Origin of the sequence: Litoreibacter sp. (assembly GCF_039974535.1) — a bacterium.
Classification (GTDB): Bacteria; Pseudomonadota; Alphaproteobacteria; order Rhodobacterales; family Rhodobacteraceae; genus Litoreibacter.
In genome coordinates, this window is sequence record NZ_JBDWIU010000012.1 from 48,796 (window position 1) to 74,936 (window position 26,141).

General features: G+C 55.9%; 24 protein-coding genes. 15 read left to right on the top strand and 9 right to left on the bottom strand.

Going from position 1 to position 26,141, the window contains the following annotated elements; translation table 11 throughout:
* From ABJN86_RS13185 to ABJN86_RS13200, 4 genes are read right to left on the bottom strand one after another with little or no spacing between them, the layout of a single operon-like run.
* Entirely contained in the window at nt 1-744 is a 744-nt protein-coding gene (locus ABJN86_RS13185; RefSeq protein WP_348363668.1) for an amino acid ABC transporter ATP-binding protein, read from the bottom strand.
* 9 nt (nt 745-753) lie between these two features.
* Nucleotides 754-1,824 (bottom strand): amino acid ABC transporter permease, encoded by a 1,071-nt coding sequence (locus tag ABJN86_RS13190; protein ID WP_348363667.1) that lies wholly within the window; start codon nt 1,822-1,824, stop codon nt 754-756.
* 3 nt (nt 1,825-1,827) lie between these two features.
* Nucleotides 1,828-2,997 (bottom strand): ABC transporter permease subunit, encoded by a 1,170-nt coding sequence (locus ABJN86_RS13195; RefSeq protein ID WP_348363666.1) that lies wholly within the window; start codon nt 2,995-2,997, stop codon nt 1,828-1,830.
* Between the two features lie 59 nt (nt 2,998-3,056).
* Nucleotides 3,057-4,076, bottom strand: a complete 1,020-nt coding sequence (locus tag ABJN86_RS13200) for a transporter substrate-binding domain-containing protein (protein ID WP_348363665.1) — start codon at nt 4,074-4,076, stop codon at nt 3,057-3,059.
* 163 nt (nt 4,077-4,239) lie between these two features.
* Between ABJN86_RS13200 and ABJN86_RS13205 the strand changes: the two genes are divergently transcribed.
* Both ABJN86_RS13205 and ABJN86_RS13210 read left to right on the top strand, forming a co-directional pair.
* Nucleotides 4,240-4,947, top strand: a complete 708-nt coding sequence (locus ABJN86_RS13205; protein WP_348363664.1) for a GntR family transcriptional regulator — start codon at nt 4,240-4,242, stop codon at nt 4,945-4,947.
* A 192-nt stretch (nt 4,948-5,139) separates the two neighbouring features.
* A complete protein-coding gene (locus ABJN86_RS13210) occupies nt 5,140-5,391 on the top strand; it encodes a hypothetical protein (protein WP_348363662.1) in 252 nt (83 codons plus the stop codon).
* Between the two features lie 24 nt (nt 5,392-5,415).
* On the opposite strand, the gene ABJN86_RS13215 is transcribed toward ABJN86_RS13210, so the two are convergent.
* The 3 genes from ABJN86_RS13215 to metF all read right to left on the bottom strand — a co-directional run bounded on the left by ABJN86_RS13215 (nt 5,416) and on the right by metF (nt 8,291).
* Nucleotides 5,416-6,705 carry an MFS transporter gene (locus tag ABJN86_RS13215; RefSeq protein WP_348363660.1) on the bottom strand — a complete coding sequence of 430 codons (1,290 nt, stop codon included), beginning with the start codon at nt 6,703-6,705 and terminating at the stop codon, nt 5,416-5,418.
* A gap of 160 nt (nt 6,706-6,865) precedes the next feature.
* A complete protein-coding gene (locus tag ABJN86_RS13220) occupies nt 6,866-7,354 on the bottom strand; it encodes a PaaI family thioesterase (RefSeq protein WP_348363659.1) in 489 nt (162 codons plus the stop codon).
* A 73-nt stretch (nt 7,355-7,427) separates the two neighbouring features.
* Nucleotides 7,428-8,291, bottom strand: a complete 864-nt coding sequence (metF, locus tag ABJN86_RS13225) for a methylenetetrahydrofolate reductase [NAD(P)H] (RefSeq protein ID WP_348363657.1) — start codon at nt 8,289-8,291, stop codon at nt 7,428-7,430.
* 87 nt (nt 8,292-8,378) lie between these two features.
* Here metF and ABJN86_RS13230 point away from each other — a divergent pair, with 87 nt between their 5' ends.
* Both ABJN86_RS13230 and ABJN86_RS13235 read left to right on the top strand, forming a co-directional pair.
* Nucleotides 8,379-9,296, top strand: coding sequence for a LysR family transcriptional regulator (locus tag ABJN86_RS13230; RefSeq protein ID WP_348363656.1), 918 nt, complete (start codon nt 8,379-8,381; stop codon nt 9,294-9,296).
* 23 nt (nt 9,297-9,319) lie between these two features.
* Complete coding sequence (locus ABJN86_RS13235; protein WP_348363654.1) at nt 9,320-10,273, top strand: 2OG-Fe(II) oxygenase family protein; 954 nt, start codon at nt 9,320-9,322, stop codon at nt 10,271-10,273.
* Here the strand turns inward: ABJN86_RS13235 and ABJN86_RS13240 are convergent.
* Entirely contained in the window at nt 10,270-11,181 is a 912-nt protein-coding gene (locus ABJN86_RS13240) for a DMT family transporter (RefSeq protein ID WP_348363652.1), read from the bottom strand. The genes ABJN86_RS13235 and ABJN86_RS13240 overlap by 4 nt on opposite strands.
* A gap of 100 nt (nt 11,182-11,281) precedes the next feature.
* On the opposite strand from ABJN86_RS13240, the gene ABJN86_RS13245 reads away from it, so the two are divergent.
* Entirely contained in the window at nt 11,282-12,073 is a 792-nt protein-coding gene (locus ABJN86_RS13245; RefSeq protein WP_348363651.1) for an inositol monophosphatase family protein, read from the top strand.
* 40 nt (nt 12,074-12,113) lie between these two features.
* Here ABJN86_RS13245 and ABJN86_RS13250 read toward each other — a convergent pair whose 3' ends face one another.
* Nucleotides 12,114-12,893, bottom strand: a complete 780-nt coding sequence (locus ABJN86_RS13250) for an IclR family transcriptional regulator (protein WP_348432274.1) — start codon at nt 12,891-12,893, stop codon at nt 12,114-12,116.
* A gap of 93 nt (nt 12,894-12,986) precedes the next feature.
* On the opposite strand from ABJN86_RS13250, the gene ABJN86_RS13255 reads away from it, so the two are divergent.
* From ABJN86_RS13255 to ftsZ, 10 genes are all read left to right on the top strand, one after another.
* On the top strand, nt 12,987-14,588 hold the full coding sequence (locus ABJN86_RS13255; RefSeq protein WP_348363647.1) for a GMC family oxidoreductase N-terminal domain-containing protein: 1,602 nt from the start codon (nt 12,987-12,989) through the stop codon (nt 14,586-14,588).
* Between the two features lie 145 nt (nt 14,589-14,733).
* Nucleotides 14,734-15,828, top strand: a complete 1,095-nt coding sequence (locus tag ABJN86_RS13260) for a TRAP transporter substrate-binding protein (RefSeq protein ID WP_348363646.1) — start codon at nt 14,734-14,736, stop codon at nt 15,826-15,828.
* A 113-nt stretch (nt 15,829-15,941) separates the two neighbouring features.
* Entirely contained in the window at nt 15,942-18,416 is a 2,475-nt protein-coding gene (locus tag ABJN86_RS13265; RefSeq protein WP_348363644.1) for a TRAP transporter large permease subunit, read from the top strand.
* Nucleotides 18,417-18,419: 3 nt separating this feature from the next.
* A complete protein-coding gene (locus ABJN86_RS13270; protein ID WP_348363643.1) occupies nt 18,420-19,466 on the top strand; it encodes a DUF475 domain-containing protein in 1,047 nt (348 codons plus the stop codon).
* A gap of 149 nt (nt 19,467-19,615) precedes the next feature.
* Nucleotides 19,616-20,533, top strand: a complete 918-nt coding sequence (gene murB, locus ABJN86_RS13275) for a UDP-N-acetylmuramate dehydrogenase (RefSeq protein ID WP_348363642.1) — start codon at nt 19,616-19,618, stop codon at nt 20,531-20,533.
* Nucleotides 20,534-20,617: 84 nt separating this feature from the next.
* Nucleotides 20,618-21,532, top strand: coding sequence for a D-alanine--D-alanine ligase (locus tag ABJN86_RS13280; protein ID WP_348363641.1), 915 nt, complete (start codon nt 20,618-20,620; stop codon nt 21,530-21,532).
* Nucleotides 21,520-22,407, top strand: a complete 888-nt coding sequence (locus ABJN86_RS13285) for a cell division protein FtsQ/DivIB (protein WP_348363639.1) — start codon at nt 21,520-21,522, stop codon at nt 22,405-22,407. The genes ABJN86_RS13280 and ABJN86_RS13285 overlap by 13 nt, the downstream gene beginning before the upstream one ends.
* Nucleotides 22,408-22,427: 20 nt before the next feature.
* Entirely contained in the window at nt 22,428-23,762 is a 1,335-nt protein-coding gene (ftsA, locus tag ABJN86_RS13290) for a cell division protein FtsA (protein ID WP_348363637.1), read from the top strand.
* 9 nt (nt 23,763-23,771) lie between these two features.
* Entirely contained in the window at nt 23,772-24,182 is a 411-nt protein-coding gene (locus ABJN86_RS13295) for a hypothetical protein (protein WP_348363636.1), read from the top strand.
* A 361-nt stretch (nt 24,183-24,543) separates the two neighbouring features.
* On the top strand, nt 24,544-26,133 hold the full coding sequence (gene ftsZ, locus ABJN86_RS13300; RefSeq protein ID WP_348363634.1) for a cell division protein FtsZ: 1,590 nt from the start codon (nt 24,544-24,546) through the stop codon (nt 26,131-26,133).
* The last annotated feature ends 8 nt before the right edge of the window (nt 26,134-26,141 follow it).

Consider the following 26,141-nt stretch of genomic DNA (forward strand, 5'->3'; position numbering starts at 1 on the left):
TTAATGTCCTAGTATCTGGCCCAAGAAGGCCTTGGTGCGCTCTTGCTGAGGCGCGTTAAAGAAAGTTTTAGGGTCTGCTTGTTCAACAACCTCGCCGTCAGACATGAAGACAACACGGTCCGCGACTTGACGGGCAAAGCCCATCTCGTGTGTCACGCAGATCATGGTCATGCCTTCATCGGCAAGCTTCACCATCACGTCCAAAACCTCTGCAATCATTTCTGGGTCTAGGGCGGAGGTGGGTTCGTCAAACAACATGATTTTTGGCTTCATGCACAGAGCACGGGCGATGGCCACGCGTTGTTGTTGGCCGCCAGACAGTTGACCAGGGAACTTATCAGCCTGCTCAGGAATTTTGACCTTGTGCAGGTATTCCATTGCAATCTCTTCCGCCTCAGCGCGCGATTGTTTGCGCACCAGCATTGGCGCGAGCGTGCAGTTTTCAAGGATGGTCATATGAGGGAACAGGTTAAAGTGTTGAAACACCATGCCTGTTTCGCGGCGGATTTCGTCGATGTTATCGAGGTTGTCATCCAGCTCAGTGCCAAAGACATTGATAGAGCCTGCGTGATATTCCTCCAAGCGATTGATGCACCGGATCAGCGTCGATTTACCTGACCCGGATGGACCGCAGACGACGACCTTTTCACCTTGAGCAACCGATAGATCGATCCCTTTAAGAGCGTGGAAGGTCCCGTAGTATTTATCCATGTTTTGTATGCGAACAGCGTGTGAATTAGTCATTAGACGTTCCTATCTTTGGGCCACAGCCATGCGGCGTTCCAAATGCGCGCCATAGCGCGATAAGGCGAAAACGAAGATGAAATAGATGAAACCGACAAAGCAGTAGACTTCGACATGGGCGAAATTCCAGTCCGCATTGCCATAGGCGGCATTGCCAGATGCGAGGATTTCGAAAAAGCCGATGATCACCACTAGGGACGTTTCTTTGAACGTGATCACCAACTGGTTGATCGTTGGCGGCAGGGCATTTCGAAATGCTTGCGGCAGAACGATGTAGCCAATGCGGTGCCAATACCCCATGCCAAGTGCTTTGGCGGCTTCTTCTTGTCCCGGGGAGAGTGCCTGCATGCCGCCGCGAATGATCTCGGCCTGATAGCACGCAAAGAACAATGCGTAACCGACAATCACGCGATACAATTTGTCACCAATCATCCAGCCAGGCAGGACAAAGGGCAAGACGATGGCAAAGGTGAACATGATCGATAGCAACGGAAGTGAGCGGATCGTATCAATCACAACCCCCATGGTGCGCGCGATCCATGGCAGTTCAGAGCGGCGCAACAAGGCAAAAACGATGGCAAGCGGCATGCCTAAAAGGGTGGTGGTCGCAAAGATGAAGATGGTCAGCGACAGGCCACCCCAGTTTTGTTCAAACACAGGCGTCAAACCTAAAATGCCGCCGCGCATGAGGATGTAGAACACCAAAAACCCACCAACCCATAGGCCAGACAAACGACGAGCGTTCCAAAACCACGGCACACATGACAAGATGCCCGTGATCACTATCGCAACGCAGGCAATCCCTGAGCGCCACTGTTCCTCAAACGGGTACAGGCCGAAGAGAACCAAGCGCCAACGTGCATCGATAACTGCCCAACAGGCCCCTCCTGCACCATGCCCGCAGGCATCTTTGTTTTCTTCGCTGAACGTGGCGTTGATCAGGCCCCAATTTACCAATTGCCAGATGGCCCAAGCCACGAAAGTGGCAAAGGTCACAGTTACAACTGAATTCAAACGCGTAGAAAAGTAGTCCGCACGGATTGCCTCAATGACCGATGGTGGGTGATAGGTCTTAGCCATTGATCAAGTCCTCAGCTGATTGCCCTTGAGCTTAATCGCGTCATTCACGCGATTAAGCACCCAGGCCATAGAATAGTTGATCACAAGGAAGCCGCCCATCAAGATCGCAATCAGTTCCAGCGTCTGGCCTGATTGATTGATCGATGTGGAAATCACCATGAAGAAGTCGACGAATCCAACGGCGATCCCGATTGTTGTTGATTTGAACAGCCAGACATACTGATTGATCAGGGTTGGCAAAACAGCGCGGATCGCCAGGGGCAGGCGGATGTAAACAAACGTCTGAAACTGCGACAGTCCAAGCGCGTGACCGGCTTCGCTCTGACCTTTGCCAACGGCGTTAAAGCCAGCACGCACGATCTCACCAATATAAGCGCCACCATAGATAGAAATGCTGACGATACAGGCCATCAGTTCCGGCGATATACGAATACCTTCGCGAAAATTCAGTCCCTTGAGGAAAGGTTGACTGACAAGAGAGGAGTCTGGAATGCGGCCCCACCAAAGCAAGCCAGCGGACAGGACCAACCACGTGATCCAGATCCCTCGCGCACGTGTTTTTTTCTGAGACATGGAGACACGTGCAAACTTTCGTGCGCTTTTCAACCAGATCCACAGCCCAAAAGTGACCACTAGGGCTGCGAAGACAAGAAAGACCGAAAGCCCAGTGACGTTCAAACCGGGCAGATAAACCCCGCGTCCGGTAAAGAAAATCGGGCCCGTGGCATCCGCGAAGTCACGCGGGCGGGGCAGCGTTGTGAGGATCGCATACCAGAAAAAGACTTGAAGCAGCAAAGGAAGGTTACGGAAAATTTCGACATAGGTGGTGGCAATCAACTGCGCCATCTTGTTCCCTGAGACACGCATAACGCCGATCGCGACACCCAAAACAGTCGCAAGTGTGAGTGCGATGACACCCAGAAATAGAGAATTGAGAATGCCCACCCAGATCGCCTTGAGGTAGGTGTCCGAAGTGCTGAAATCGATCAATGAAAAGCTGATCCCCCAGCCCGTCGCCCGTTCTAAAAAGCCAAAACCAGACGTCATTCCCTGCGCTTCAAGGTTGCTGCGTGCGGTAAAGCCGAAGACGACGATTAGAAGAATGAAGATTCCAACAAAGCCGAGTTGCGCAGCGCTATCGCGGGTCGATTTGTCTTTTAATGCAGCAAACATGAGCGTTCTCCGAAGCGTGTTCTCAGGGGCCACAGGGCAGCCCCTGAGATGGCGATAAGTTAGTCAATCGTCAGCGGGTAGAAGACGCCGCCATTTGTGTAGAGTTCGTTCATCCCACGTGGAAGCGCGTACGGCTCGGCGATGTTGCGATCAAAGATCTCACCATAGTTGCCGACTTCTTTGATCAGGTTGTACGCCCAGTCATCGGACAGCCCCAATCGTTCACCGTACCCCGGCGTCACACCCAAGAATTTTTCGACTTGTGCGGAACCTGGGTCGGCTCGAACCTCATCTACGTTCGCCTGCGTAATTCCATTAATTTCGGCAAACCACAGGGAGCTGAGCATCCAGTTCATCACATCGAGCCACTTAGGGTCGCCCTCTGGGACGATGATGCCTTCTGGCTCAAGCCCCAAAACGTCAGGCAAGATTACATGATCTTCTGGGTTTTCAGAAGTCGCGCGGGTTGCCGCGAGGGGCGGAGAGAACAAGATCAGGCCATCGCAACGTTGGTTGAAGTACGCGGTTTTTACCTCGTCGCCGCTTTCAAAAACAACAACCTCAGCCTCGATCTCATTGTTTTCAAGGTACGAGGCCAGCACACGTTCAGTGGAGGTGCCTGCGGAGACACAGATAGAACCGCCGTCAAGATCAGCAACGCTTTCAGCGCCCAGATCCGCATGGGTCATAACGTGGAAGGCACCCACGAAATACGGTTGAGAATAGGACAAATTCAATTCGGTATCGCGGCTTTGTGTCCAGCCAGACAGTTTGATCACAACATCGATGTCGCCCGATTGCAGGGCAGGCCAGCGTTGCGCCCAAGAGATCGGTACGATTTCAAGGTTGCCTTCAGACTGCCCAAACAAGGAGGCTGCAAGGCCTTTGCACAGATCAATGTCCATGCCTGTCCACTCGCCTTGGTCATTCACTTCGGCAAAGCCCAAGAAGCTTCCGTTGTGACCACTGCAAAGCAGTTTTCCACGTTCGAGTGTTGTGTCCAATCGACTTTGTTCCTGTGCTTGTGCACCACCTGCGGCAAGTCCCAATGCGAGGGCACCATACATCAATTGTTTCATTGTCATCTCCATGTTGGGTTGTTCCAATTTACCTTGCCGACACTTTGTCGACATGATTTTTGAAGAGGCTAGTCGACAGAAAGTCGACAGGTCAAACATTTTTATGCAAAATGACCGGTAAAATCATAACTGCTTGATTTAAAGGCATGCGAGGACGATGAATATGGCCAAAATTGACAAAGCCGAAGTGGCCCCCATCAAGCGACGGGGGGATGGTGCACGCCGTGTCTATGAAGATCTACGCAATGAGATTCTTGAATTGAAGCTCGCTCCAGGCTCCGCATTGGACGAAACGAGCCTTTCGAAAAGGTTTGAAATGTCGCGTTCTCCCGTGCGTGAGGCTATTGTTCGACTGGCGGCGGATGGCTTGGTGCATACCTTGTCCAATCGCTCCACGATCGTTGCTCCTATCGATATCGGTACCCTGCCGCGTTTCATCGAAGCCATTGATTATTTGCAACGCGCCACGACGCGGCTGGCGGCAATACACCGTACGTCTGATCAGGTTTTACAGATGCGTGAGGCGGCGCACATCTATGATGTTCTTTGCCAAAAGGGAGAACCTTTGGCGCTATCAGAGGCGAACAAGGTCTTCCACATGACAATTGCTGATGCAGGAGGAAATCCGTACCTCGCGCGTGCATATGCGCGGCTGCTCGACGAAGGCCGACGCTTATTGCACCTTCACTATTCATCGGTGCGCAGTGAACAGAGCGCTTTTCCGTTGAGCCCAGCACACCACCAGATGGTCGATGCCATAGAAGCCGGAGATGAGGCGGCCGCAGACAGACTTGCACATGAACACACGCGTGTCCTTCATGATAGAATGCAAGAATTCATACGAGTCAGCTATCTGGAACTGCCGATGTAAGGCCAATCTGTTTCTTAGGTCATCACGGTTTTCTCGCGGTTGGGCCTTGGCTACGATGGTGGCACTATAAAAATTGGACTCCGTGATGCCACCAGACTGACCACAGCATATTTGAGCGCGGTATCAAGAAGGGCTGCTATCAATTCTGTTCGCTAGCCGTGTGCACCCGCAGCGAAAGTCTGCTTTCCGCTCATGATGCGTTTCGTTACCATTGCAGCATTTGAAAAGCGGTCTATTGGCGACGTGGTCGGCTACGTCCGGTTTGTCCGCAAAGCGGACACAGGCTTATTTCGCAATCAACTGACCTGCCCCGCCAATTTCGGGGACTTGATGATGCAGGTAGTGGAAGGCTGTGGCGTAGAGCTTGCCGACCTCCACACTGACGATTTTACGACGGTTTTACCAAGGTTTTACCCTGGGGCGACGGCCGCCTGTATTGTCTAATGCAGCGCCGCGCAGGAATGTTAGCTATTCCGGCATCGCCCCCAACCGCATTGCAAGTACGCCAATTAGGATCGCTGCCATGCATAGAAAACCCGCGCCAAAAATCCATGCAACCGGCGTGGAGTAAACATCGGCCATGGCTCCGATCAAGACCAACCCTAGTGCCGCCCCCAACTGCTGTATTAGGGATCGCAGAGACAGCATTGTAGACCTTTGACGATCTTCCACACAGCTATGCAGGATGCTGCTGGCAGGTGTCTCGCTTGCCCCAAGAGCGATGGAGTACACAATAAAAACGCCAATAAAGCCGACTATTCCATCCTGCATCGCCAGTGCGACTTGAACAGCCGCGAGACACGCAAAAATTACCGACAGTGTGACCGCGTGGCGACGCTTGAATATTCGGCTGATGTGGGGAGACAGCGATGCACCAAACGCGATTGAGAAAAAGTAGCAGGCCGTCAGAGCCCCAATAGCGGTATTTGCGTAGCCCTGATCCAACATTGGCTTGGCGTATGTCGGCCAGATCACCTCGACCGGATTGGTTGCCATTAGGAAAAACGCCAGCGCCGCCAACAGGACCGAAAGCGTAGGGTGCTTCAACGCAAGACGACTGGCCTGAGTGATCACCGATGGGACGTTGGCGAACCCTTGTTTGAGGGCGTTGGGATTAAGGGGGCGTGGTTCCTCAGTGATGGCAAGCATGGTGTAAATCAACACTCCGACCATCACAGCAAAACTTGCAGCGTAGGAAACATCATAGATGCTCAATCCATACCGCTGAACGACTGAGCCGAATGCATCGGGCAGGATGCCTCCCAAAACGGCTCCGATTGCTAGACCCATAGCGTTGGCCGACTGAGCTTTGGCAAGCGCGGGTTGGACATCCACATTTGGCGCATTGGCTTTGAAAGTTTCAACAAACCACGCGTCAAGCGTGCCTGACCGCAAAGCACGCCCAAATCCAATGAAGGCAAACGAAAGAGCCAGAACATAAAAATCATTCGCTGACAGGAAAAGCGCCAACGAAATCAAACTGGCAAGGACCGCCGTAAGAAAAACCGGTTTGCGTCCAATACTATCGGCTAAGCCCCCGAATGGGAGCTCCATCGCCATTGTTGTGATAGAATAGACCCCGAAGAGAAGCGAAATCTGGAAGAGGTCCATGCCGCGATCCGTCAGTGCCAGCGCAACCACGGCCACGGTGAGGCCCATGGCGAAGCGATCCAGAAACTGATGTATCTGAAACACCCGAATGTGCCGTCGAGCAGTTCCTGACAGTGTATTGAAAGAGAATTCTACGTCGTTCGCCATGCACGCAGTTTCGGGGGTGCTCGCTTCGAACACAATACCTTTGCAGCGCTACGGTCGTCATTAGCCCGCCAAAGAGGTCATTCGAAGAATAACGGTGAAGATCAGCAAAGTTCTACAGGGTGAACACAGGCTAATTGCGCAATCAACTGATCTGCCCCGTCTATTTCGGCGTCATGATGATGCAGGTGGTGGAGCCCGTGGCGTAGAGTTTGCCGTCTTCGATGCCGACGATTTTGCCTGTGGCCACGCCAGTGGAGCGGCCCGCGTGCTCTACCGTGCCGATGCTGTCCACGGTTACATCTAGAGGTATCGGGCGGATGATGTTCACCTTGAATTCCATCGTTGTGTAGAAGGAGCTCTTGGGCACCCGCGTCATCACTGCGCAGGCCATCGAGCTGTCCAATAGGGTGCCATACCAGCCGCCATGCACCGTGCCACTTGGGTTTAGCGTGTCGAAGGTGGGCGTGCCTCGAAAGACGACTTCGTCGGGTTTAACGCTGTGCAATCTGTAGTTTAGCGCCTTGCCGATGGGGGGCATCGGTAGATCCCCTGCGAGGACCTTTTGCATGAATTCCAAGCCGGACATGGACAAAATCACCTCCCGCGAGGGGAGCTGATCTATGGAGGTTGGCTGGTATTGTTCGGGCATATGGCGGGCCTGTCTCTTAAGGTGTCAGGGAGACGGTAAGAGACAGGCCCATTGGGCGCAATAGGCCGGAGTATTAGGCCACTTGCGCCAACGCTGTTTTAGGTGCGACGCCCAATGCCGCGCAGATGTCGCGGGTCAGCTCGGGGCGATTGAGGGTGTAGAAGTGCAAATCATCGACGCCGCCCTCCACAAGATCGGTGCACAGCTCGCTGATCACCGACTGGGCCAACAGGTCGTGGCGATCGTCGCGGATCGCGGCTGTGAAGGCATCGTCGAGCCATTGAGGGACCATCGTGCCAGTGCGAATGGCGAAGTTGCGGGCACGGGTCCAGTTCTCGATCGGGAAGATGCCCGGCAAGATCGGCTTGTCGATGCCAGCTTTTACGCAGGCGTCGCGGAAGCGGAAGAAGGTGTCCGCCTCAAAGAAGAACTGCGTGATCGCCGCATCTGCGCCCGCGTCAAACTTGCGCTTGAGGTAGGCGATATTGTCGTCCATCGAGCCTGCCTCGGGGTGGCTGTCAGGGTAGGCGCCGACGCGGATGGTGGCGTCGGTTTCGGTTTTCAACGCCTCGATCAATTCGATAGAGGAGGCAAAACCATCCTTGGTTGGCGCGAAATCTTCGCCCTTTGGCGCATCGCCGCGCAGGGCGACGATGTCTGTCACGCCGGACTTCATGTAGTCACACGCGATAGACATGGTCTCTTCGCGGGTGGCGCTGACGCAGGTCAGATGCGCCGCGACGCGCAGGTCGGTGGATTTGTTTAGGGCTGTGACCGCCTCATGGGTCAACTCGCGGGTCGTGCCGCCAGCGCCATAAGTCACGGAAACAAAAGTGGGATCGAGCGGGGCCAGCGCCTGAATTGTGTCCCACAGCCGGAAGCTTGCCTCAACGGATTTGGGCGGGAAGAATTCAAACGAGACGTTAGGGCGGGTCATATCAGGGTCCTTTTGGGGTTGCTTGCTTGTGCCACAAGCCTCGATGTGAGACAAATTCATAACTTTCACGATGATTATGAGGATCGCATGCATATCGAATTTCGACACCTGCGAACGGTGCGTGCCATTCACGAGGCTGGCGGCTTGGCCAAGGCGGCGGATCAGCTGAATATTACACAAAGCGCGCTGAGCCATCAGATCAAGGGCTTGGAAGATCAGGCGGGTGTCGAGCTGTTCATTCGCCGTGCCAAGCCGATGAAACTGACCGCTGCGGGGCGCAAATTGCTGCGGCTGGCGGAGCGCATTTTGCCCGAGGTGGAAGCGTTGCAAGCGGACTTTGAGGGCTTGCGCGTTGGAAAAACCGGTCGCTTACATATAGCGATTGAGTGCCACGCCTGCTTCGAGTGGCTATTTCCCGTGCTGGAAGGGTTCCGCAAGAACTGGCCCGATGTAGATGTGGATATCCGTCCCGGATTGTCGTTCGACGGCTTGCCTGCTTTGGTGCGCGAAGAGGTGGATTTGGTCGTGTCCTCGGACCCTGAAGACCTGCCGGGCGTGGATTTTACCCCGTTGTTTGATTATGAGCCGGTGTTCGTGGCCTCTAGCCAAAACCCATTGGCTAAGAAGGGCTTCATTGAGGCCGAAGACCTGCGCGACCAAAATTTAATCACCTACCCAGTGGACCGCACGCGCCTTGATGTGTTCACCGAGTTGCTGGCCCCCGCTGGGGTTGAGCCGAAGGGGGTGCGTCAGGTGGAACTTACGGCGGTGATCTTGCTGTTGGTGGCGTCCAATCGCGGGGTGGCGGTGCTGCCGGATTGGGTCGTGCGCGAGGTGCGCTATAATTCCGACTATGTGACGCGGCCTTTGACCAAAGAGGGTCGGACCAAACGGCTTTATGCGGCGACGCGTAGCGAAGACACGGCCAAACCGTTTATGGCTAACGTTATCCGATTGGCCCGCACGGAACCGCTGAAACTGCAGCGTGCGCCGGAGCTGAGTTAGCAACCTGCGGGTGGAGACTGGCCGTGGCTGAATTTACGAGCATTCCAATTCTTGATCTCGCGCCCTTAATTGCTGGCGAGGACACCACCGATTTGGCGCGCGATTTTGTGCGCGCTTATGGGGAAACGGGGTTCGGCTATGTGGTGAACCACGGTGTGGACGAGACGTTGCGCCAAGCGGTTTTCGACGCCTCTGCACAGTTCCACGCCTTGCCGAATGCGACCAAAGACGCGATCGCCCTTGATCCCCGCCACCGTGGGTATATCGCGATCAACACCTCAACGGATGTAAATTCTGATCTGGCGGAGGTGACCAAGCCCAACCAATCCGCGTCTTTTATGATGATGCGCGAGGATGCGGCGATCTCTTCGGATGTCTATCTGTCTGGTCCCAATCAATGGCCTGAATTGGATGGTTTTCGTGAGGCTTGCGAAGCTTATGCGGATGCTATGACCGATTTGGGTCGTAAGCTGATCGGGTTGGCGCTGGATGCTCTTAACATAGAGGACCGCAGCATATTGGCGGGGTTTGACACCCCGACGACGTGGCTACGACTGCTGCATTACCCACCGCAACCCGCGCAAGCGCCTGAGGATCTATATGGTTCCGCCCCGCATAAAGATTTCGGCTGTCTGACGCTTTTGGCGCAAGACGATGTGGGCGGGTTACAGGTGCAAACCCCTGCGGGAAACTGGGTGGATGCGCCGCCGCTGAGCGGGGCGTTGGTGGTGAATGTGGGGGATATGTTGCACCGCTTGTCGAATGGCCGTTTGTTGTCGACGCCGCACCGTGTGATCAATGCGTCGGGGCGCGAGCGGTACTCGGTGCCGTTCTTCTTCGATCCGCATGTCTCGGCGGATATTGCGCCACTTGCGGGGACTGGAGAACCGCGGTTCGCCTCGATCAACTTTGGTGAATTCCTGCGAAGCGAGCTAGAGGCGGGATACGACGCGCATCACGCGGATGATGAGGGTTAGGCCGCAGGCGGCACAAGTTTGGCCATGCGACGTTCGCGCATGAGGATGTAGAGCCCCGCCGCCATCGTAATGCAGATGCCAAGCATGGCGAGCGAGTTGGGCCAGTCCCCAAAGACCGCAAAGCCGACCATCGTGGCAATCGGAATTTCCAGATATTGGATAGGGGCGACCGTGGCGGAGGGCGCGTACCGGAGGCTCCAAGTCATGACCAAATGCGCGAAGGTGCCCAGCAGGCCGATGGCCACAAGCATGGTCCAAACCTTAGCGCTTTCGGGCTTCACGATTTGGAATTGCTCAATAGCGTCTGTACCGGGGATCAGGTACATCGCGCTAAGGATAGCCAAGGCAACGAGGCCGCTGACGGCTTGTAGGCTAATCGGGTCCGCGTCCTTGGCGATTTGGCGCGTGACCAGCATGAACAGGGCGAAGACCACGGCAACGACCAAGGGCAACAAGGCGGGTGCGCCGACAGCCGCAAAGCTGGGTTGGATCACCAAAAGCGTGCCGAGGAAACCCACCACGCAGGCCAATAAACGCCGCATGCCGACCTCCTCGTTCAACACGTATTTGCCGAGTAGCAACATGATGAAGGGCATCACGAAGGCGATGGCCACCGCGTCCGCCAGTGGTAGAAACCGCAGGGAGGAAAACATCGCCCCGATCCCGATGATATGCAGCACGGAGCGCAATATGGTCAGCCGCAACAATCGCCCTTTAAAAAACACGTTTCGGCCAGTGATCCAGACCAATGGAAGCAGCACCAAGGCTTGTACTCCAAAACGGATTAACATGAGCTGCCCGAGAGGAATGCTCTCGCCCAAAATCTTGGCCAGCGAGTCCCCGATGGGCGCAAGGACGCAGAAGCCAATCATGAACATGATGCCTAGGAGGGGACGGTCTGTGGACATAAGTTAGCAGTCGTTCATATTTACCCTGTCCGCAAGGGCTTTCCCTAAGCGCGGGATAGGTCTATACGCGCCTCCGAACCTCTCCACAGGATGATGACCCATGCAAGGCAGCGCCAATCTTAACGTTATGATCAAAGCCGCACGTGTTGCTGGCCGATCGCTGGTAAAAGACTTCCGCGAAGTCGAGAACTTGCAGGTCTCGATGAAGGGAGCTGGCGACTTCGTGTCCAAGGCCGATTTCGCCGCCGAGGCCATCATCAAAGAACAACTGATGGAAGCGCGCCCGACTTACGGCTGGCTTGGTGAGGAAAGTGCTGAGATTGAAGGCAAGGACCCGACACGTCGCTGGATCGTGGATCCGTTGGACGGCACGACTAACTTCTTGCACGGGATGCCGCACTTCGCAGTCTCTATCGCTTTGGAACATAAGGGCGAAATCGTATCCGCCGTGGTTTATGACCCCGCCAAGGACGAGATGTTCGTGGCTGAAAAGGGTGAAGGTGCGTTCATGAACGAGCAGCGCCTGCGGGTGTCTGGCCGCCACAAAATGATCGAATCCGTATTCGCCACTGGCGTGCCCTTTGGTGGTAGCCGCTACCTGCCTGCCGCTTTACAGGACCTTGCGCGATTGGCACCACAATGTGCAGGTATTCGCCGTTGGGGTTCTGCCGCGCTGGACTTGGCTTACGTTGCCGCTGGTCGTTATGACGGCTACTGGGAGCGGGGCCTGAACATCTGGGACATCGCGGGTGGCGTGTTGTTGGTCCAAGAATCGGGCGGCTTTATCGAGCCGATCCGCGAGGGGCAGAGCATTTTGGTAGACGGTCATATGATCGCCGCGAACGCAGAGATTTTCCCAGCCTTTGCCAAAACCATCCGCGAACGCGAGTAAAGCCCACCAAGACCGGGCGTTTTGAAGGCGGTGGAAACCCCTAGTCTGACAATAGGTCTTTGCTGAGCCTATTCGCGGCGTCTTGAATCAATTGCACCTGAGAGATCAATAGCTCGATAGACAGCCGTTGAGTGGGGCCGTGCATGGCAAGGGCCGAGACAAATCGACCATTTGCATCTGTGATCGGCACAGCCAGCGCGATCATGCCGTCGAGGAACTCTTCGCGGTCCAAAGAATACTTCAGCTTTCGAACCTCCGCCAATTCCTCAAGCAAGGTCTCGGGGGATGTGTGCGTTCGTTCGGTCATTTTCTCGAAGTTTAGGCATTGAACCAAAGTTTCCCGTTGTTTTAGGGGCAGGCTCGCAAGGAAGCACTTGCCGCTCGCCGTGCAATGGAAGGGGACGTTGGTCCCGATGGGGAGCTGAATTCGAAAGGCCCAGTCGGTTTCAACCCTGTCTAGATATTGCATGCCTTCGTCTTCTGGAACGACGTAGTTAACGGTCTCCCCGATCTTGGCTGCGAGGTCAGATAGAATTTGGCGTCTGGCGATGTGGTCTCTGGAACTGTGAATGAGGCCAGACCCGAGCTCGCGCAGCCTTCTTGCAACTTGATATCGCTTTGAGTTTCCGTGTTGGGCGATGAAGCCGTTCTCTGCAAGGGTCGCGCAAAGGCGATGGATCGTTTGTTTGGGTAGGCCAAGGGATTCATTGATCTCACTGGCGGTCATGGCCTGATTGCTTCGCCCCAAAACCTCGAGGATGAGCAGCGTCCTCAGGTTGGTTGGAATTCGATCTGATGAAGCCAAAGCAAAGCCCTCCAAAAAAGAATGATGTATTTTTTTAGAATCATTGTACTGTGATTTTCTACCAAAAACGAGACAAAAAGTCTCATTTTTTAAACATTGGGGAATTTTTTGGACTTTGACTTCGTCATCGTAGGTGCTGGATCGGCAGGATGTGCGCTTGCCAATCGCCTTTCGGAAAGTGGAGAGCACTCGGTTGCGTTGCTTGAGGCTGGGCCGAAGGATAGCAATCCTTGGATACATATTCCGGTCGGCTACTTTCGTACGATGGGCAATCCGCTCAGTGATTGGCAGTATAAAACCCAAGCCGACCCCGGCATTGCCGGACGTTCGATCCCTTGGCCGCGCGGCCGAGTTTTAGGCGGATCAAGCTCGATAAACGGGCTTCTTTATGTTCGCGGGCAAGCCGAAGATTACGACGGCTGGGCCCAGATGGGGTGCACTGGTTGGAGCTGGGACGATGTGCTTCCCCACTTCAAAAGCTCGGAAAATTGGGAAGGTGACAACAAGGACGAATTGCGCGGCAAAGGCGGCCCGCTTTCAGTTCAGCATTCTCGATTGAAGCGCGATATTGTCGACACGTGGGTCGATGCTGCCGTGGCGGCGGGTTACCAACGCAACCCAGATTATAATGGCGGTGAGCAAGATGGCGTAGGGCATTTCCAGTTGACGATGAAGGGTGGGCGGCGGTGTTCAGCTGCTGCTGCGTATTTGACCCCTTACCGGAGCCGTAAGAATCTTCATGTCCTGCCCAACACCCAAACCGAAAAGGTTCTGATTGAAGGTGGTCGCGCGGTTGGTGTTTGGGCGCGTCACAATGGCCAGATGAAGAAGATCTCCGCGCGTTGTGAAGTGATCCTGAGTGCGGGGGCGATTGGGTCTCCGCAAATCTTGATGCTGTCTGGCGTTGGCGACCCAGATGAGCTTCAGGCGCATGGCATTGACGTGAAGGTTGCGCTGAAAGGTGTGGGCAAAAACCTACAAGACCATTTGCAAGCGCGCCCAGTTTTCAAAACCGATCTTAGCACGATCAACACTGAGGCCAGCAACATCTTCAAGCAAGCGATGATCGGTGCGCAATATCTCCTCACTCAACGGGGGCCAATGGCCATGGCGGCGAGCCTTGGCACCGGTTTCTTGAAAACGGAAGACCATCTCGCGACGCCGGACATCCAGTTTCATATACAACCGTGGAGCGCTGATAAGCCCGCCGACGGCCCGCATAAGTTCTCGGCATTTACGGCATCGGTGCTGCAACTTCGCCCAGAGAGCACGGGGCATTTAACCTTAAGTTCGGCGGATATGGACGATCACCCCGAAATTCACCCGAATTACCTGTCGACAGAAACTGATTGCCGAACCCTTGTGAAAGGCATCCAGATTGCGCGCAAGATTGCTCAGACAGAGCCGTTGAAAGGCCATGTCACCGAGGAGCATGCTCCTGGCCCAGACGTGGCATTTGACGATGAGGCCGCGACACTTGATTGGGCGCGCCGCACCTCTGTGACGATCTACCATCCAACCGGAACTTGTAAGATGGGCATTGACCCGATGGCGGTTCTGGATCCCGATTTGCGGGTTAAAGGGGTCCGCGGCCTGCGGGTCGCAGATGCATCAATCATGCCTAAGATTGTGAGTGGCAACACCAACGCCCCAGCAATCATGATTGGGGAAAAGGCGAGCGCCCTCATCCTGAAGGATGCACGCCAATGAGCCATTCACGCACAAAAAAGAATTCAACGCTGGGCGGACCTACCGGTTCGCTTGGCCAACAACGAAACACTGCCAGCTGTGCACCTTCGCCTTTGGCAGCAAAGAAAACGATCCGCGAAGGTATTGAAACTAGGGAGGAACACTCATGTTCAAAATAAAACACTTAACAGCCGGTGTGACAGCATTGGCGCTTACGGCTACCGCTGCGATGGCCGAGAAAGTACTGCGGATTCAGTCGGTGCTGCCAAGCACAGCTGATGAAGTCTTCATGCTCAACGAGTTCGGCAAGGACGTGTCCGCACTGACGGGCGGCTCGCTCACCATCGAAGTGCTGCCTGCGGGTGCGGTTGTTGGCCCACGCGATATCATGGACGCGGTTGACGCGGGCCTTGTTGAGGGCGGTTTTGCTTGGACCCACTATTGGGGTGGCAAGCACGTTGCAGCCAACCTCTTTGGGGCACCTGTTGCGGGCGCTGGCGTTGGCATGGACAACATCGCGTTCTTGAGCTGGTTCCAGTATGGCGGCGGCAAAGAGCTGTATGACCGTCTGTGGGGCGAGATGGGTGTGAACGTCAAAGGGTTCATGCTTCAACCCGTTGGTCCTGAGGCTTTGGGCTGGTTCCCGAAACCAATCGAATCCATGGATGACTTCCGTCAGATGCGCTTCCGCGCCCCTCCGGGTATGGTTGGCGCGGCCTATGCAGAAATCGGCGTTCCGGCGGTGGCCATGGGCGGCGGTGACATTCTGCCAGCTTTGGAAAAAGGCACAATCGATGCGGCTGAATGGTGCTGCCCGAAGCCTGACTCTGTCTTTGGGTTCCAAAAAGTGCTGAAGCACTACTACCTGCAAGGTCTGCACCAAGTTGTGGTGAACGCGGACATGTACGTGAACCTCGACTTCTACAATGGCCTGAGCGAACTTGAGAAGAAGGCTCTGGAAGTCGCGGCAAACGCGTCGCTGTCCAAATCCATGTCTTACCGTATCTACGAAAACGGCAAGGCGCTTAAGGATCTGACCGAAAACCACGGCGTTATCCTTGAGGACACACCTGCTGACTACTTCACCGAGTACATGGCCGCAGCCAGAAAATCGCTGCAAGCCGCTTCGGACGAGAACGAGTTCTTCGCAGAAGTATGGCAGTCACAGAAAGATTTCGCGGACATCGCGGTTCCATTCTGGGCAGGTGCGCAAGCTTCAAACGCAAGCTTGGGCAAGGCACATGCTGACACTCTGAAATAAAACCAACTTTGGTGCGGGGCCCCAGTGGTCCCGCGCTTCATTTTTGGCATGGGCGCTGGCCTTTCCCCAAAATGAAGGCCCAAAAAGGGTAGTGATAAAAAGGGAGAACGGGGATGGCCGCAGATGAGGTGAACCCAGATGAGCTCGAGATTGCAGACGAGCTGATCGCGGAGCGACGTGCCGAGGCACCCGGTGAAACGCCGGAAGACATGACCGCATGGCAGCGCCCCATTACTGCGGCGATTGATGTTCTGAACTACCGCGCTGGGCAGCTCATCGCGCTGTTGATGGTGCCATTGATCATCGTGGTGGTGTTCGAGGTAATCTCGCGCAATTCGTTTTCCATCCTCCAAAATGCCGGATTTGAAGACCTTGCGCGATCACTGGGGCTTGGGCCGACGTTGTGGGTCTATGACACCAGCCGCATGATTGCGGGCGTCATGTTTATGGCGGCGGCCGGCTACGGGCTGATGCGCGGCGTGCATATTCGCGCCGACTTCCTTTACCGGAACTGGGAGGACAAAACGCAGGCAACGGTCGATGCCTCGCTCTACTTATTGTTCTTCATTCCTTCGATGATCTTTTTCACGATCGTCGCGAGCGAGTTCTGGTGGCTTGCCTTCTCGCGAGGGGAGACCATGCAAATCGACAGCGCTTGGGGGCCGCTCCTGTGGCCCGCCCGTTTGGCGATGCCTGTTGGTGGTCTGCTTTTGACGCTGCAAGGAATTCCAGAAATTTTCCGCGCCTTCCACAAGATGGGCAAGGAGCGCGAACGTTGGTTCCTGAGGGCGATGCCTGTCTACCTCATTGCGCTGGCTTGGCTTATATTGGCGATCTTCACGCCTGAATTGGTGCCAGGTGGCGAGTGGTTTACTGACCTGATGAGGGCACAACCCAACCTGTCAAAACCCACGATTGGCTTGATCATGCTAGGAGCGATGCTTTTCGTGATCTTCATCGGGTTTCCGATCTCGTTTACGCTGATCTTTCTGGCATTCGTTTTCGGTATCTGGGGGGCGAATTTCAAACTGACCACCTTGTTGATGACCTTGAACACCAACTCCACCATGTTGAACGACCAGCTGATGGCGGTTCCTTTGTTCGTCTTGATGGGGATCGTGATGGAAGCGGCAGGTCTGATGGAGCGTTTGTTTGCCTCTATCCAGATGATTATGGCCCGTGTGCGTGGGGCATTGTTTATCGCGGTGTTGATCGTCTCGACGATCTTTGCGGCGGCAACTGGGATCGTGGGGGCGTCGGTAACCCTTCTTGGAATTATGGCTGGCGCGACCATGAGCCGGTCCGGCTACAACGTGCAACTTGCTGCGGGCACGATCACCGCTGGCGGCACATTGGGTATTTTGATCCCGCCTTCGATCATGTTGATCGTGATGGGGCCTGTCTTGGAAGTGTCCACACTGGACCTGTTCCGCGGCGCCTTCATCCCCGGCGCGCTTCTGGCGACGCTCTATCTGCTTTATACCCTTGGGCGCTGCTGGTTGAATCCGGAACTGGGCCCGATCCTAGCGGAGGAAGACCAACCTGAGACCTCAAACTACTACGGGGCAGAGGTCGCCTTGATCTGTTTGGGCGTCCTGACCATATGCCGCGTTTTTGGCCTGAGTTTGGGCGGGACCTTTGCGGGGATAATCCCTTTCGGTGGGCTGGTCGTTTTGGGGCTGACCCTAGCCTTGGCCAACGCGGCCTACCGCAAGTTAAGCGTTTTGCGGATCGCCTTGCCAATTGCGATGGCGTTTCACCTCTACATGGTCTTTGCGAGTGCTGGCAGCGATGGCAGCGTCTCGATCTGGTCGATTGTCTTTGGTTTGTTCACCGCGCTCCTCGCATATCTGGGGCGGCCAATTTACCGCTCAGGGGAGGGCGAAAGCTTCTATTTCTCAGACCTATGGGACGAGTTCTTTGCGGGGTTGATGCCCCCGACGATCTTGATCTCATTCGCTTTGGGGTCGATCTTGCTTGGCCTTGCAACTCCGGCGGAGGCGGCGGCAATGGGGGCCTTTGGTGCCATTTTGCTCTCGATCGGCTACCGCAAGTTCACCATACCAAGCTTCTTTGACAGCCTGATCAAGGCCTTGGAAATCACGGTTCTGATCATGTTCCTTGTGGCGGCTTCAAACTTCTTCGGGGCAGAGTTCAGTGCATTGGGCACCCCAAAGATGATGACCGAGCTGCTGCTGGGCCTCGATATGTCGCCCTATTTGATCTTGATCATCGTGATGGCATTGATCTTCTTGCTTGGCTGGCCGCTGGAATGGGTCCCGATCGTATTGATCGTGGTTCCAATCCTTCTGCCAACCGTGGAGGCCTTGGATGTATACGGGCTGGAGCGTTACGACCTAATGGTATGGTTTGGTATTCTGGTCGCCGTGAACCTGCAGACCGCGTGGCTATCGCCGCCTGTGGCCCTGTCGGCCTACTTTCTTAAGGGGGTTGTGCCCAATTGGGATCTCAAGGATATCTACCTTGGTATGATGCAATTTATGCTGGTGCAGCTGTTGGGGCTAATTCTTTTGTTCCTCTTTCCGCAACTGGTGCTTTGGTTGCCAGCCGTGATGTCAGGAAATTAGAGTATGAGCACACAGCGTAGTTCTGTTTCCTACCTGAAATGGCCATTGATCACGACCTTTATCGGGCTTGGTTTGTCCGGCTGGTTGGGCTGGGTGACCAAGGGCGACTTGGGGGGCGTTCTATCCTTTCTCATGGTCGGGGCGGTGTTGGCTGCGCTTGAGATTGCGCTGTCTTTTGACAACGCAATCGTCAACGCCAACAAACTGGAAGAGATGACGCCACTTTGGCGGCAGCGGTTTTTGACGTGGGGCATTCTCATCGCCGTTTTCGGAATGAGGATTGTCTTCCCACTCGCTATCGTTGCCATTTTCGCATGGATCAACCCATTTGCGGCCATGCACATGGCGCTGGCCGACCCAGACGAGTACTCGCGCATTATCGGCCACGCGCATGGCCCCATATCGGCCTTTGGTGGCACGTTTCTTATGATGGTCGCCCTGAAGTTTTTCATCGACGAAGACAAGTCGGTGGATTGGATCGGGATGCTCGAAAAACGCCTGCGGTCTTGGGGATCAATCCGAGGTTTCGAGATCGCGTTCGTGCTGGTGGTTGTGTTGCTCGTTTCGCGGTGGTTGCCGGAGCATGAGTTGGCTCCGTTCCTGACGTCCGCGGTGATGGGGCTGTTGGTTTTTACGATGGTCGATGGTCTTGGAACGTATCTGGACAACATGGCTGGCTCGACGGCTGCAATCGGCGCGAAAGGGGGCTTGGGGGCCTTCTTGTACCTTGAAGTTCTTGACGCCAGTTTTTCCTTTGACGGTGTGATTGGTGCATTTGCGCTAACAACTAATATCCTGCTTATCGCGATTGGCTTGGGCATCGGCGCGATGTACGTGCGGTCGATGACGATCATGTTGGTTGAGCGGGGGACGCTGGCAGAGTTTCGGTATCTGGAACACGGGGCGTTCTATTCGATCTTTGCGCTATCGATCGTGATGTTCCTGCAGTCCCTGACGCACGTGCACGAACTCATAACAGGCGGAGTTGGAATGGCTCTGATTGCCATGTCCTTTTATGCCTCTATCGTTCACAACAAGCATGAAGCCTAAGCGTTGACAAACTGGCGTGGCGTCTCGCGGGAGGCCACGCCGAAGTGCAGTACATAAATTGAACGAGCGCCCTCACATAGGGTGTGCTGTGGTCTGGTGCGGATCGCTTTCTCCTTGCTCAAACCGGCCCTCACATTTAGCACATTCACATGAGCAATTTCCCCACCCCTCGCGGCGTGTTGACGCCGGACCGCCCGCTTGCAGACCTCACGTGGCTTCGCGTCGGTGGTCCTGCCATGGCGCTTTTCCAGCCCGCAGACCGTGACGATCTAGCCAGCTTTTTGCGCGATCTTGATCCCAGTGTTCCGGTTTTTCCTATGGGCGTTGGCTCCAACCTGATCGTGCGTGACGGTGGTTTGGATGCGGTGGTGATCCGCATGGGTCGCGGCTTTAATGGCATCTCGTGTGAGGGCACTCGCGTGACCTGCGGCCCAGCGGCGCTGGACGCCCATGTGGCGCGCAAAGCAGCGGATGCGGGGTTGGATTTGACCTTCCTGCGCACCATTCCCGGCGCTATCGGCGGTGCGGTGCGGATGAATGCGGGTTGCTATGGGTCTTATATGGCGGATGTCTTCGTCGAGGCCACGGCGATCACCCGCAGTGGTGAGACTGTGGTGTTGACGACGGATGATTTGAAATTCGCCTACCGCTCCTCCGATTTGCCAGGCGGCATGGTTATTGTGGAGGTTGTGTTGGAGGCCCCGACGGGGGATGCCGACGCTTTGCACCAGCGCATGACAGACCAATTGGCCAAGCGCGACGCGACGCAACCCACCAAGGATCGCACGGCGGGCAGCACGTTTCGCAACCCTGCTGGGTTCTCTTCGACAGGGCGCGATGACGACACCCATGAGCTGAAAGCTTGGAAGGTGATCGACGAGGCGGGCCTGCGTGGTCACACACTAGGTGGTGCGCAAATGAGCGAGAAGCACCCCAACTTCTTGATCAATACAGGTGGTGCTACAGCCGCCGAGTTGGAAGATTTGGGGGAATTGGTGCGGAAAAGGGTTCTCAAACACAGCGGAATAGAGCTAGAATGGGAGGTGCTTCGGGTCGGTAAACGCTAACCTGAGCGGGTAATAACCAAATATAGGGGTCATTAAGATCCCAGACACAAAATAAGCCCCAGTAAAGGGGCGGTTGAGGCGGATATGTCGAGCAGGACAATTCGCAAAGTGGTGGTAATAATGGGCGGCCCCTCTGCTGAGAGGGAAGTTTCGCTGTCCTCTGGGCGTGATTGCGCCACCGCGTTGCGTGAAACGGGCTATGAAGTGACAGAGCTGGACGCGGGTCCTGATCTGGCTGAACGTCTGTCTGAAATTCAACCTGATGTCGTGTTTAACGCGCTCCATGGCCGATGGGGTGAGGACGGCTGCGTCCAAGGCCTGCTGGAATGGATGCGCATTCCCTATACGCATTCGGGCGTGCTGGCCTCCTCGGTTGCGATGGACAAAGAGCGCACCAAACAAATTTACCGCGAAGCTGGCTTGCCTGTGGCTCATAGCGTGTTGGCCTCCAAGGAAGATGTGATGGCCGCGCATGTGATCCCCGCGCCCTATGTGGTGAAACCCTACAACGAGGGATCGTCGGTCGGGGTGTATCTGGTAAACGAGGGGGCCAACGGCCCGCCGAAGCTGTCGAGTGACATGCCGGAGACTGTGATGGTTGAGGCCTTCGCGCCGGGTCGCGAACTGACAACATCTGTTGTGGGAGACCGAGCTTTGATCGTGACGGACATCCTGACCGATGGCTGGTATGACTATGAGGCGAAATATGTCGAAGGCGGCTCTAGCCACGTGGTGCCAGCTGACCTTCCTAAAGAGATCACAGCACTTTGCATGGACTACGCTTTGCGCGCTCATAATGCATTGGGATGCCGCGGCGTGACGCGCACTGATTTTCGCTGGGACGAAAGCAAGGGCGCCGATGGGCTGATCTTGCTGGAAACGAATACGCAGCCCGGCATGACGCCGACGTCCCTGACACCTGAGCAAGCGCAAAAGACAGGCATGTCTATGGCGCAGCTTTGCCAATGGATGGTGGAGGATGCCTCATGCGACCGTTGAACCCGTTTAACAAACCCCAGCCGAGCAATGATCCGGCCCCAAGCCGGTGGTCCTACCGGATGGAGCGCCTTTGGCTGACGCCAGCCTTCCGCAAATGCGTGCGTGTCTTTTTGCCTGCGATGTTGGTTGTCGCGGGAATTGGGCTGTATTTCTCTGATGCGGATCGTCAGAAAGTTATATCCGAAAAATACGCCGAAATTCGTCGCTCCGTTGAGGAACGTCCTGAATTCATGGTGAAAATTATGGCGATTGATGGGGCGTCTTCGGGGCTCAATAATGCCATTCGCGAAGTGATGCCGGTTGATTTGCCGCTCTCCAGTTTCGATCTGGATTTGGAAGCGATGCGTAAGCAGGTGGAAAGCCTTGATGCGGTTAAACGCGTTGATGTGCGGGTTCGCGCGGGCGGTTTGCTGCAAATTAATGTCGAAGAGCGTGTGCCTGCCGTTGTCTGGCGTGGCCCTGATGGATTGGAGCTGCTGGACGTCGGAGGACACCGCGTATCAGCAGTGCAAAGCCGTGCAGCGCGACCTGATCTGCCATTGATCGCAGGCGAGGGGGCAAACACTGCCGTGCCCGAAGCCTTGGCTTTGCTGGAACGCACGTCCCCGATCCGCGACCGCGTGCTGGGTGTTGTGCGCATTTCAGAGCGTCGTTGGGACGTTGTCCTAAACCGCGACCAACGCATTATGTTGCCGCCACTTCAGCCCGACTTGGCGCTGGACCGCGTGCTGGCGCTGAACGAGGCGCAAGACCTTCTGAAGCGCGACGTCACCCATATCGATATCCGCAATCCCGACCGCCCCACACTTCGTATGACCTCTGACGCGCTGACATCCATGCGCGAAATGCAGGGCATCAAAGTGAACAGCAACTAAAAACGAGAGACAAGCGTCCCATGACCGATCTGTACCAATCGCAACGCGCCATGAGAAACAAACGCCAAGCTGCTATGCAACGGGGCGTCATTGCGGTCTTGGACGTCGGGTCCTCGAAGATTGCCTGCTTGGTGTTGCGCTTTGATGGGCCTGAGAATTTCCGTGACAGCGACGGCATCGGGTCGATGGCGGGGCAATCCTCCTTCCGCGTCATTGGTGCGGCGACCACGCGGTCACGCGGCGTGCGCTTCGGCGAGATCGACGCGATGCACGAGACCGAACGCGCCATTCGCACCGCGGTACAGGCGGCGCAAAAGATGGCAGGCGTTCGGGTTGATCATGTGATTGCGTGTTTTGCAGGGGCTAAGCCGCGGTCTTATGGTTTGGCGGGCAGTGTTGATTTGCATGACGGGGCAGTCACCGACAACTGCGTGGCGCGGGTTCTGTCGTCATGCGATGTGCCGGATTACGGCGAGAACCGCGAAATCCTGCACGCGCAGCCTGTGAACTTTGCGGTGGACCACCGTTCGGGCCTTGGTGACCCACGAGGGCAGGCGGGCAATGCGCTGTCGGTGGATATGCACATGCTGTCCGTGGACCGTGCCCCGATTGAGAACCTTCTTTACTGCATCAAGCGTTGTGATCTGGAGTTGGCGGGCATCGCGTCGTCCAGCTACGCGGCTGGTATTTCCTCGTTGGTTGAGGACGAGCAAGAACTGGGCGCGGCCTGTATCGATCTTGGTGGCGGCTCGACGGGTATTTCGATCTTTATCAAAAAGCACATGATCTACGCGGACACTGTGCGGATGGGCGGGGATCACGTCACCTCTGACATCTCTCAGGGCTTGCAGGTTCCAATGCCGACGGCGGAGCGGATCAAGACGTTTTACGGCGGGGTTCAGGCTACGGGCATGGATGATCGCGACATGATTGACCTGTCCTCAGACACAGGCGATTGGGAGCATGACCGCCGCACGGTGAGCCGTGCCGAGGTGATCGGCGTTATGCGCCCGCGTATGGAAGAGATTTTGGAAGAGGTCCGCGTGCGCCTGGACGCCGCTGGCTTCGAGCACCTGCCAAGCCAACGTATCGTGCTCACTGGGGGCGCGTCGCAGCTTCCGGGTCTTGATGGTCTGGCCACACGTATTCTGGGCCAGCAAGTGCGCCTCGGTCGCCCGCTTCGCGTTCAGGGCCTGCCGCAGTCGGTAACTGGCCCAAGTTTTGCATCCGCAGTAGGCACTTGCCTGTTCGCGGCGCACCCGCAGGATGAGTGGTGGGATTTCGACATTCCGGTGGAAGGCTATCCGGCCCGCTCGCTTAAGCGTGCGGTGAAGTGGTTCAAAGACAACTGGTAGGATCAAGGCATGGCAAATCGCGGAGCAGGCGGCACTGATGGCGGCACGGGCAGTTTCTTGCTCGGCTTTGTGATGATCTGTGCGGGTGGTTATATGCTGCTCAACGGGATCATCGTGCGCCCGCAGTTTGGCATAGGGATGGTGGCGTTTCGCTTGGGCGGATTGCCGATTACCTCAGGTATGATCTTGGTGCCCTTCATCTTCGGTGTTGGCATGATCTTCTATAACTCAAAGAACTACCTTGGCTGGGGGTTGGCGGCGGCGTCGCTCATTGGTTTGGTGTTCGGGGTTATCGCAAATATCAATCTGCAATTGGTCCGCATGAGCGCCTTTGACCTGTTGGTCATCTTGATCTTGCTTGTGGGTGGGATTGGGCTGTTCTTACGGTCACTAAAAGAGAAAAAAGCGGCGCAGCAATAGGGGTGACAAGGGCCTTGCTGAATCCTATACTTTAGACATTGCCCGTAAGAGGCAAATCAGGCCGAGCAGTGGCCCCCAGACTTTGATGCTGATTCCGCGCGGCAATTGTGCCCTGTGCGGGGTGTTCATGCTTTGTCTTGTGCCTGCGCTCACAGTTTCCGCCATATATCCACGTTTAAGCGAAATGCTGCCGACTGAGACCGTATTTTTTCCACATTTTGTGGCATAAATGCCTTTTTCGCGTGACGTCGGCTATCAGTGTCGATAGGATTTGCCGAAACGAGGCATAAACATAAGGGCCGAAACGGCTCATTTAAGTCAAAAGTACACACACCTTTTCTACAGCGGGCGGACCCAACTCATGACACTAAATCTTCGGATGCCAGAACAAGCAGATCTCAAACCACGCATCACCGTATTCGGTGTCGGCGGGGCAGGCGGCAACGCCGTGAACAACATGATCGAGAAAGAGCTTGATGGCGTTGAGTTCGTGGTCGCCAACACCGACGCGCAAGCGCTTCAGCAGGGCAAAGCCCCCGCGAAGATCCAGATGGGCGTCAAGGTCACTGAAGGTCTGGGTGCAGGTGCACGTGCTACTGTGGGTGCCGCTGCCGCAGAAGAAAGCATCGAAGAGATCGTTGACCACCTTGCTGGCGCACACATGTGCTTCATCACTGCCGGCATGGGCGGTGGTACGGGTACTGGCGCCGCGCCAATCATCGCACAAGCTGCCCGCGAGCTTGGCGTTCTGACTGTGGGTGTTGTGACCAAGCCGTTCCAGTTTGAGGGCGGCAAGCGCATGAAGCAAGCCGAGGAGGGCGTAGAGCAGCTCCAGAAGGTTGTGGACACGCTGATCATCATTCCAAACCAAAACTTGTTCCGTCTGGCGAATGAGAAAACGACCTTCACCGAAGCGTTCTCCATGGCCGATGACGTGCTGTACCAAGGTGTCAAAGGCGTCACCGACCTGATGGTGCGCCCGGGCCTGATCAACCTCGACTTTGCGGACGTTCGTGCCGTGATGGACGAGATGGGCAAAGCCATGATGGGCACAGGCGAGGCCGAGGGCGAAGATCGCGCGGTTCAAGCCGCGGAGAAAGCCATCGCCAACCCGCTGTTGGACGAGATTTCCTTGCGCGGCGCGAAGGGCGTTCTGATTAACATCACTGGCAGCCACGACCTGACATTGTTCGAGCTGGATGAAGCCGCAAACCGCATCCGCGAAGAGGTGGACCCAGAGGCGAACATCATCGTGGGCTCCACGCTGGACACGACTATGGAAGGCAAAATGCGCGTCTCCGTTGTTGCGACGGGCATTGAGGCCTCCGAAGAGCTTTTGGCTCAGCCGGTTACGCGCCGCTCCTTGGCTGCACCGCTGACACTTGATCGTCAGGTCGAACCAGCACCAGTGCCGGAAGCGCAAGCCGCTCCAGCGCCAGTTCAAGCTGCAGCACCAATGGCCCAAGCCACCGCACCTGCATATCAACAAGCCGCAGTCGCCGAGCCCTCCTTGTTCCAAGAACAAGAAGCCGCACCAGTGACCGAAGATGGCCTGCCAGAGCCGGTTTATTCCCCTGCACCAGAGCCTGCGTACCAGCCCGTTGCTGCGGCAGAACCTGCGCAGCCGGTTTTCCAGTCCCGTCAACAAGCGGCTGGCACTCCGACGCCAGAAGCTATGCAGCGCCTTCGCGCCGCAGTTGGCCGTAACCCTGGTCAAGAGCAGCACATGCAGCAAGAGGAAGTGGTCGAAACACAGGCAGAGAAGCCACGCTTCGGTATCAACTCCCTGATCGGTCGCATGACTGGCGCGGGCGAGGAAGAGGCGCAAGCAGCACCTCAACGTCAACAAGCGCAAGTTGCTCACTCGCCAGCACCTCAAACACAGGCTCAGGCCGACCCAGAGCAGGAAAAGATCGAAATTCCTGCCTTCCTGCGCCGCCAAGCCAACTAATATTGTTG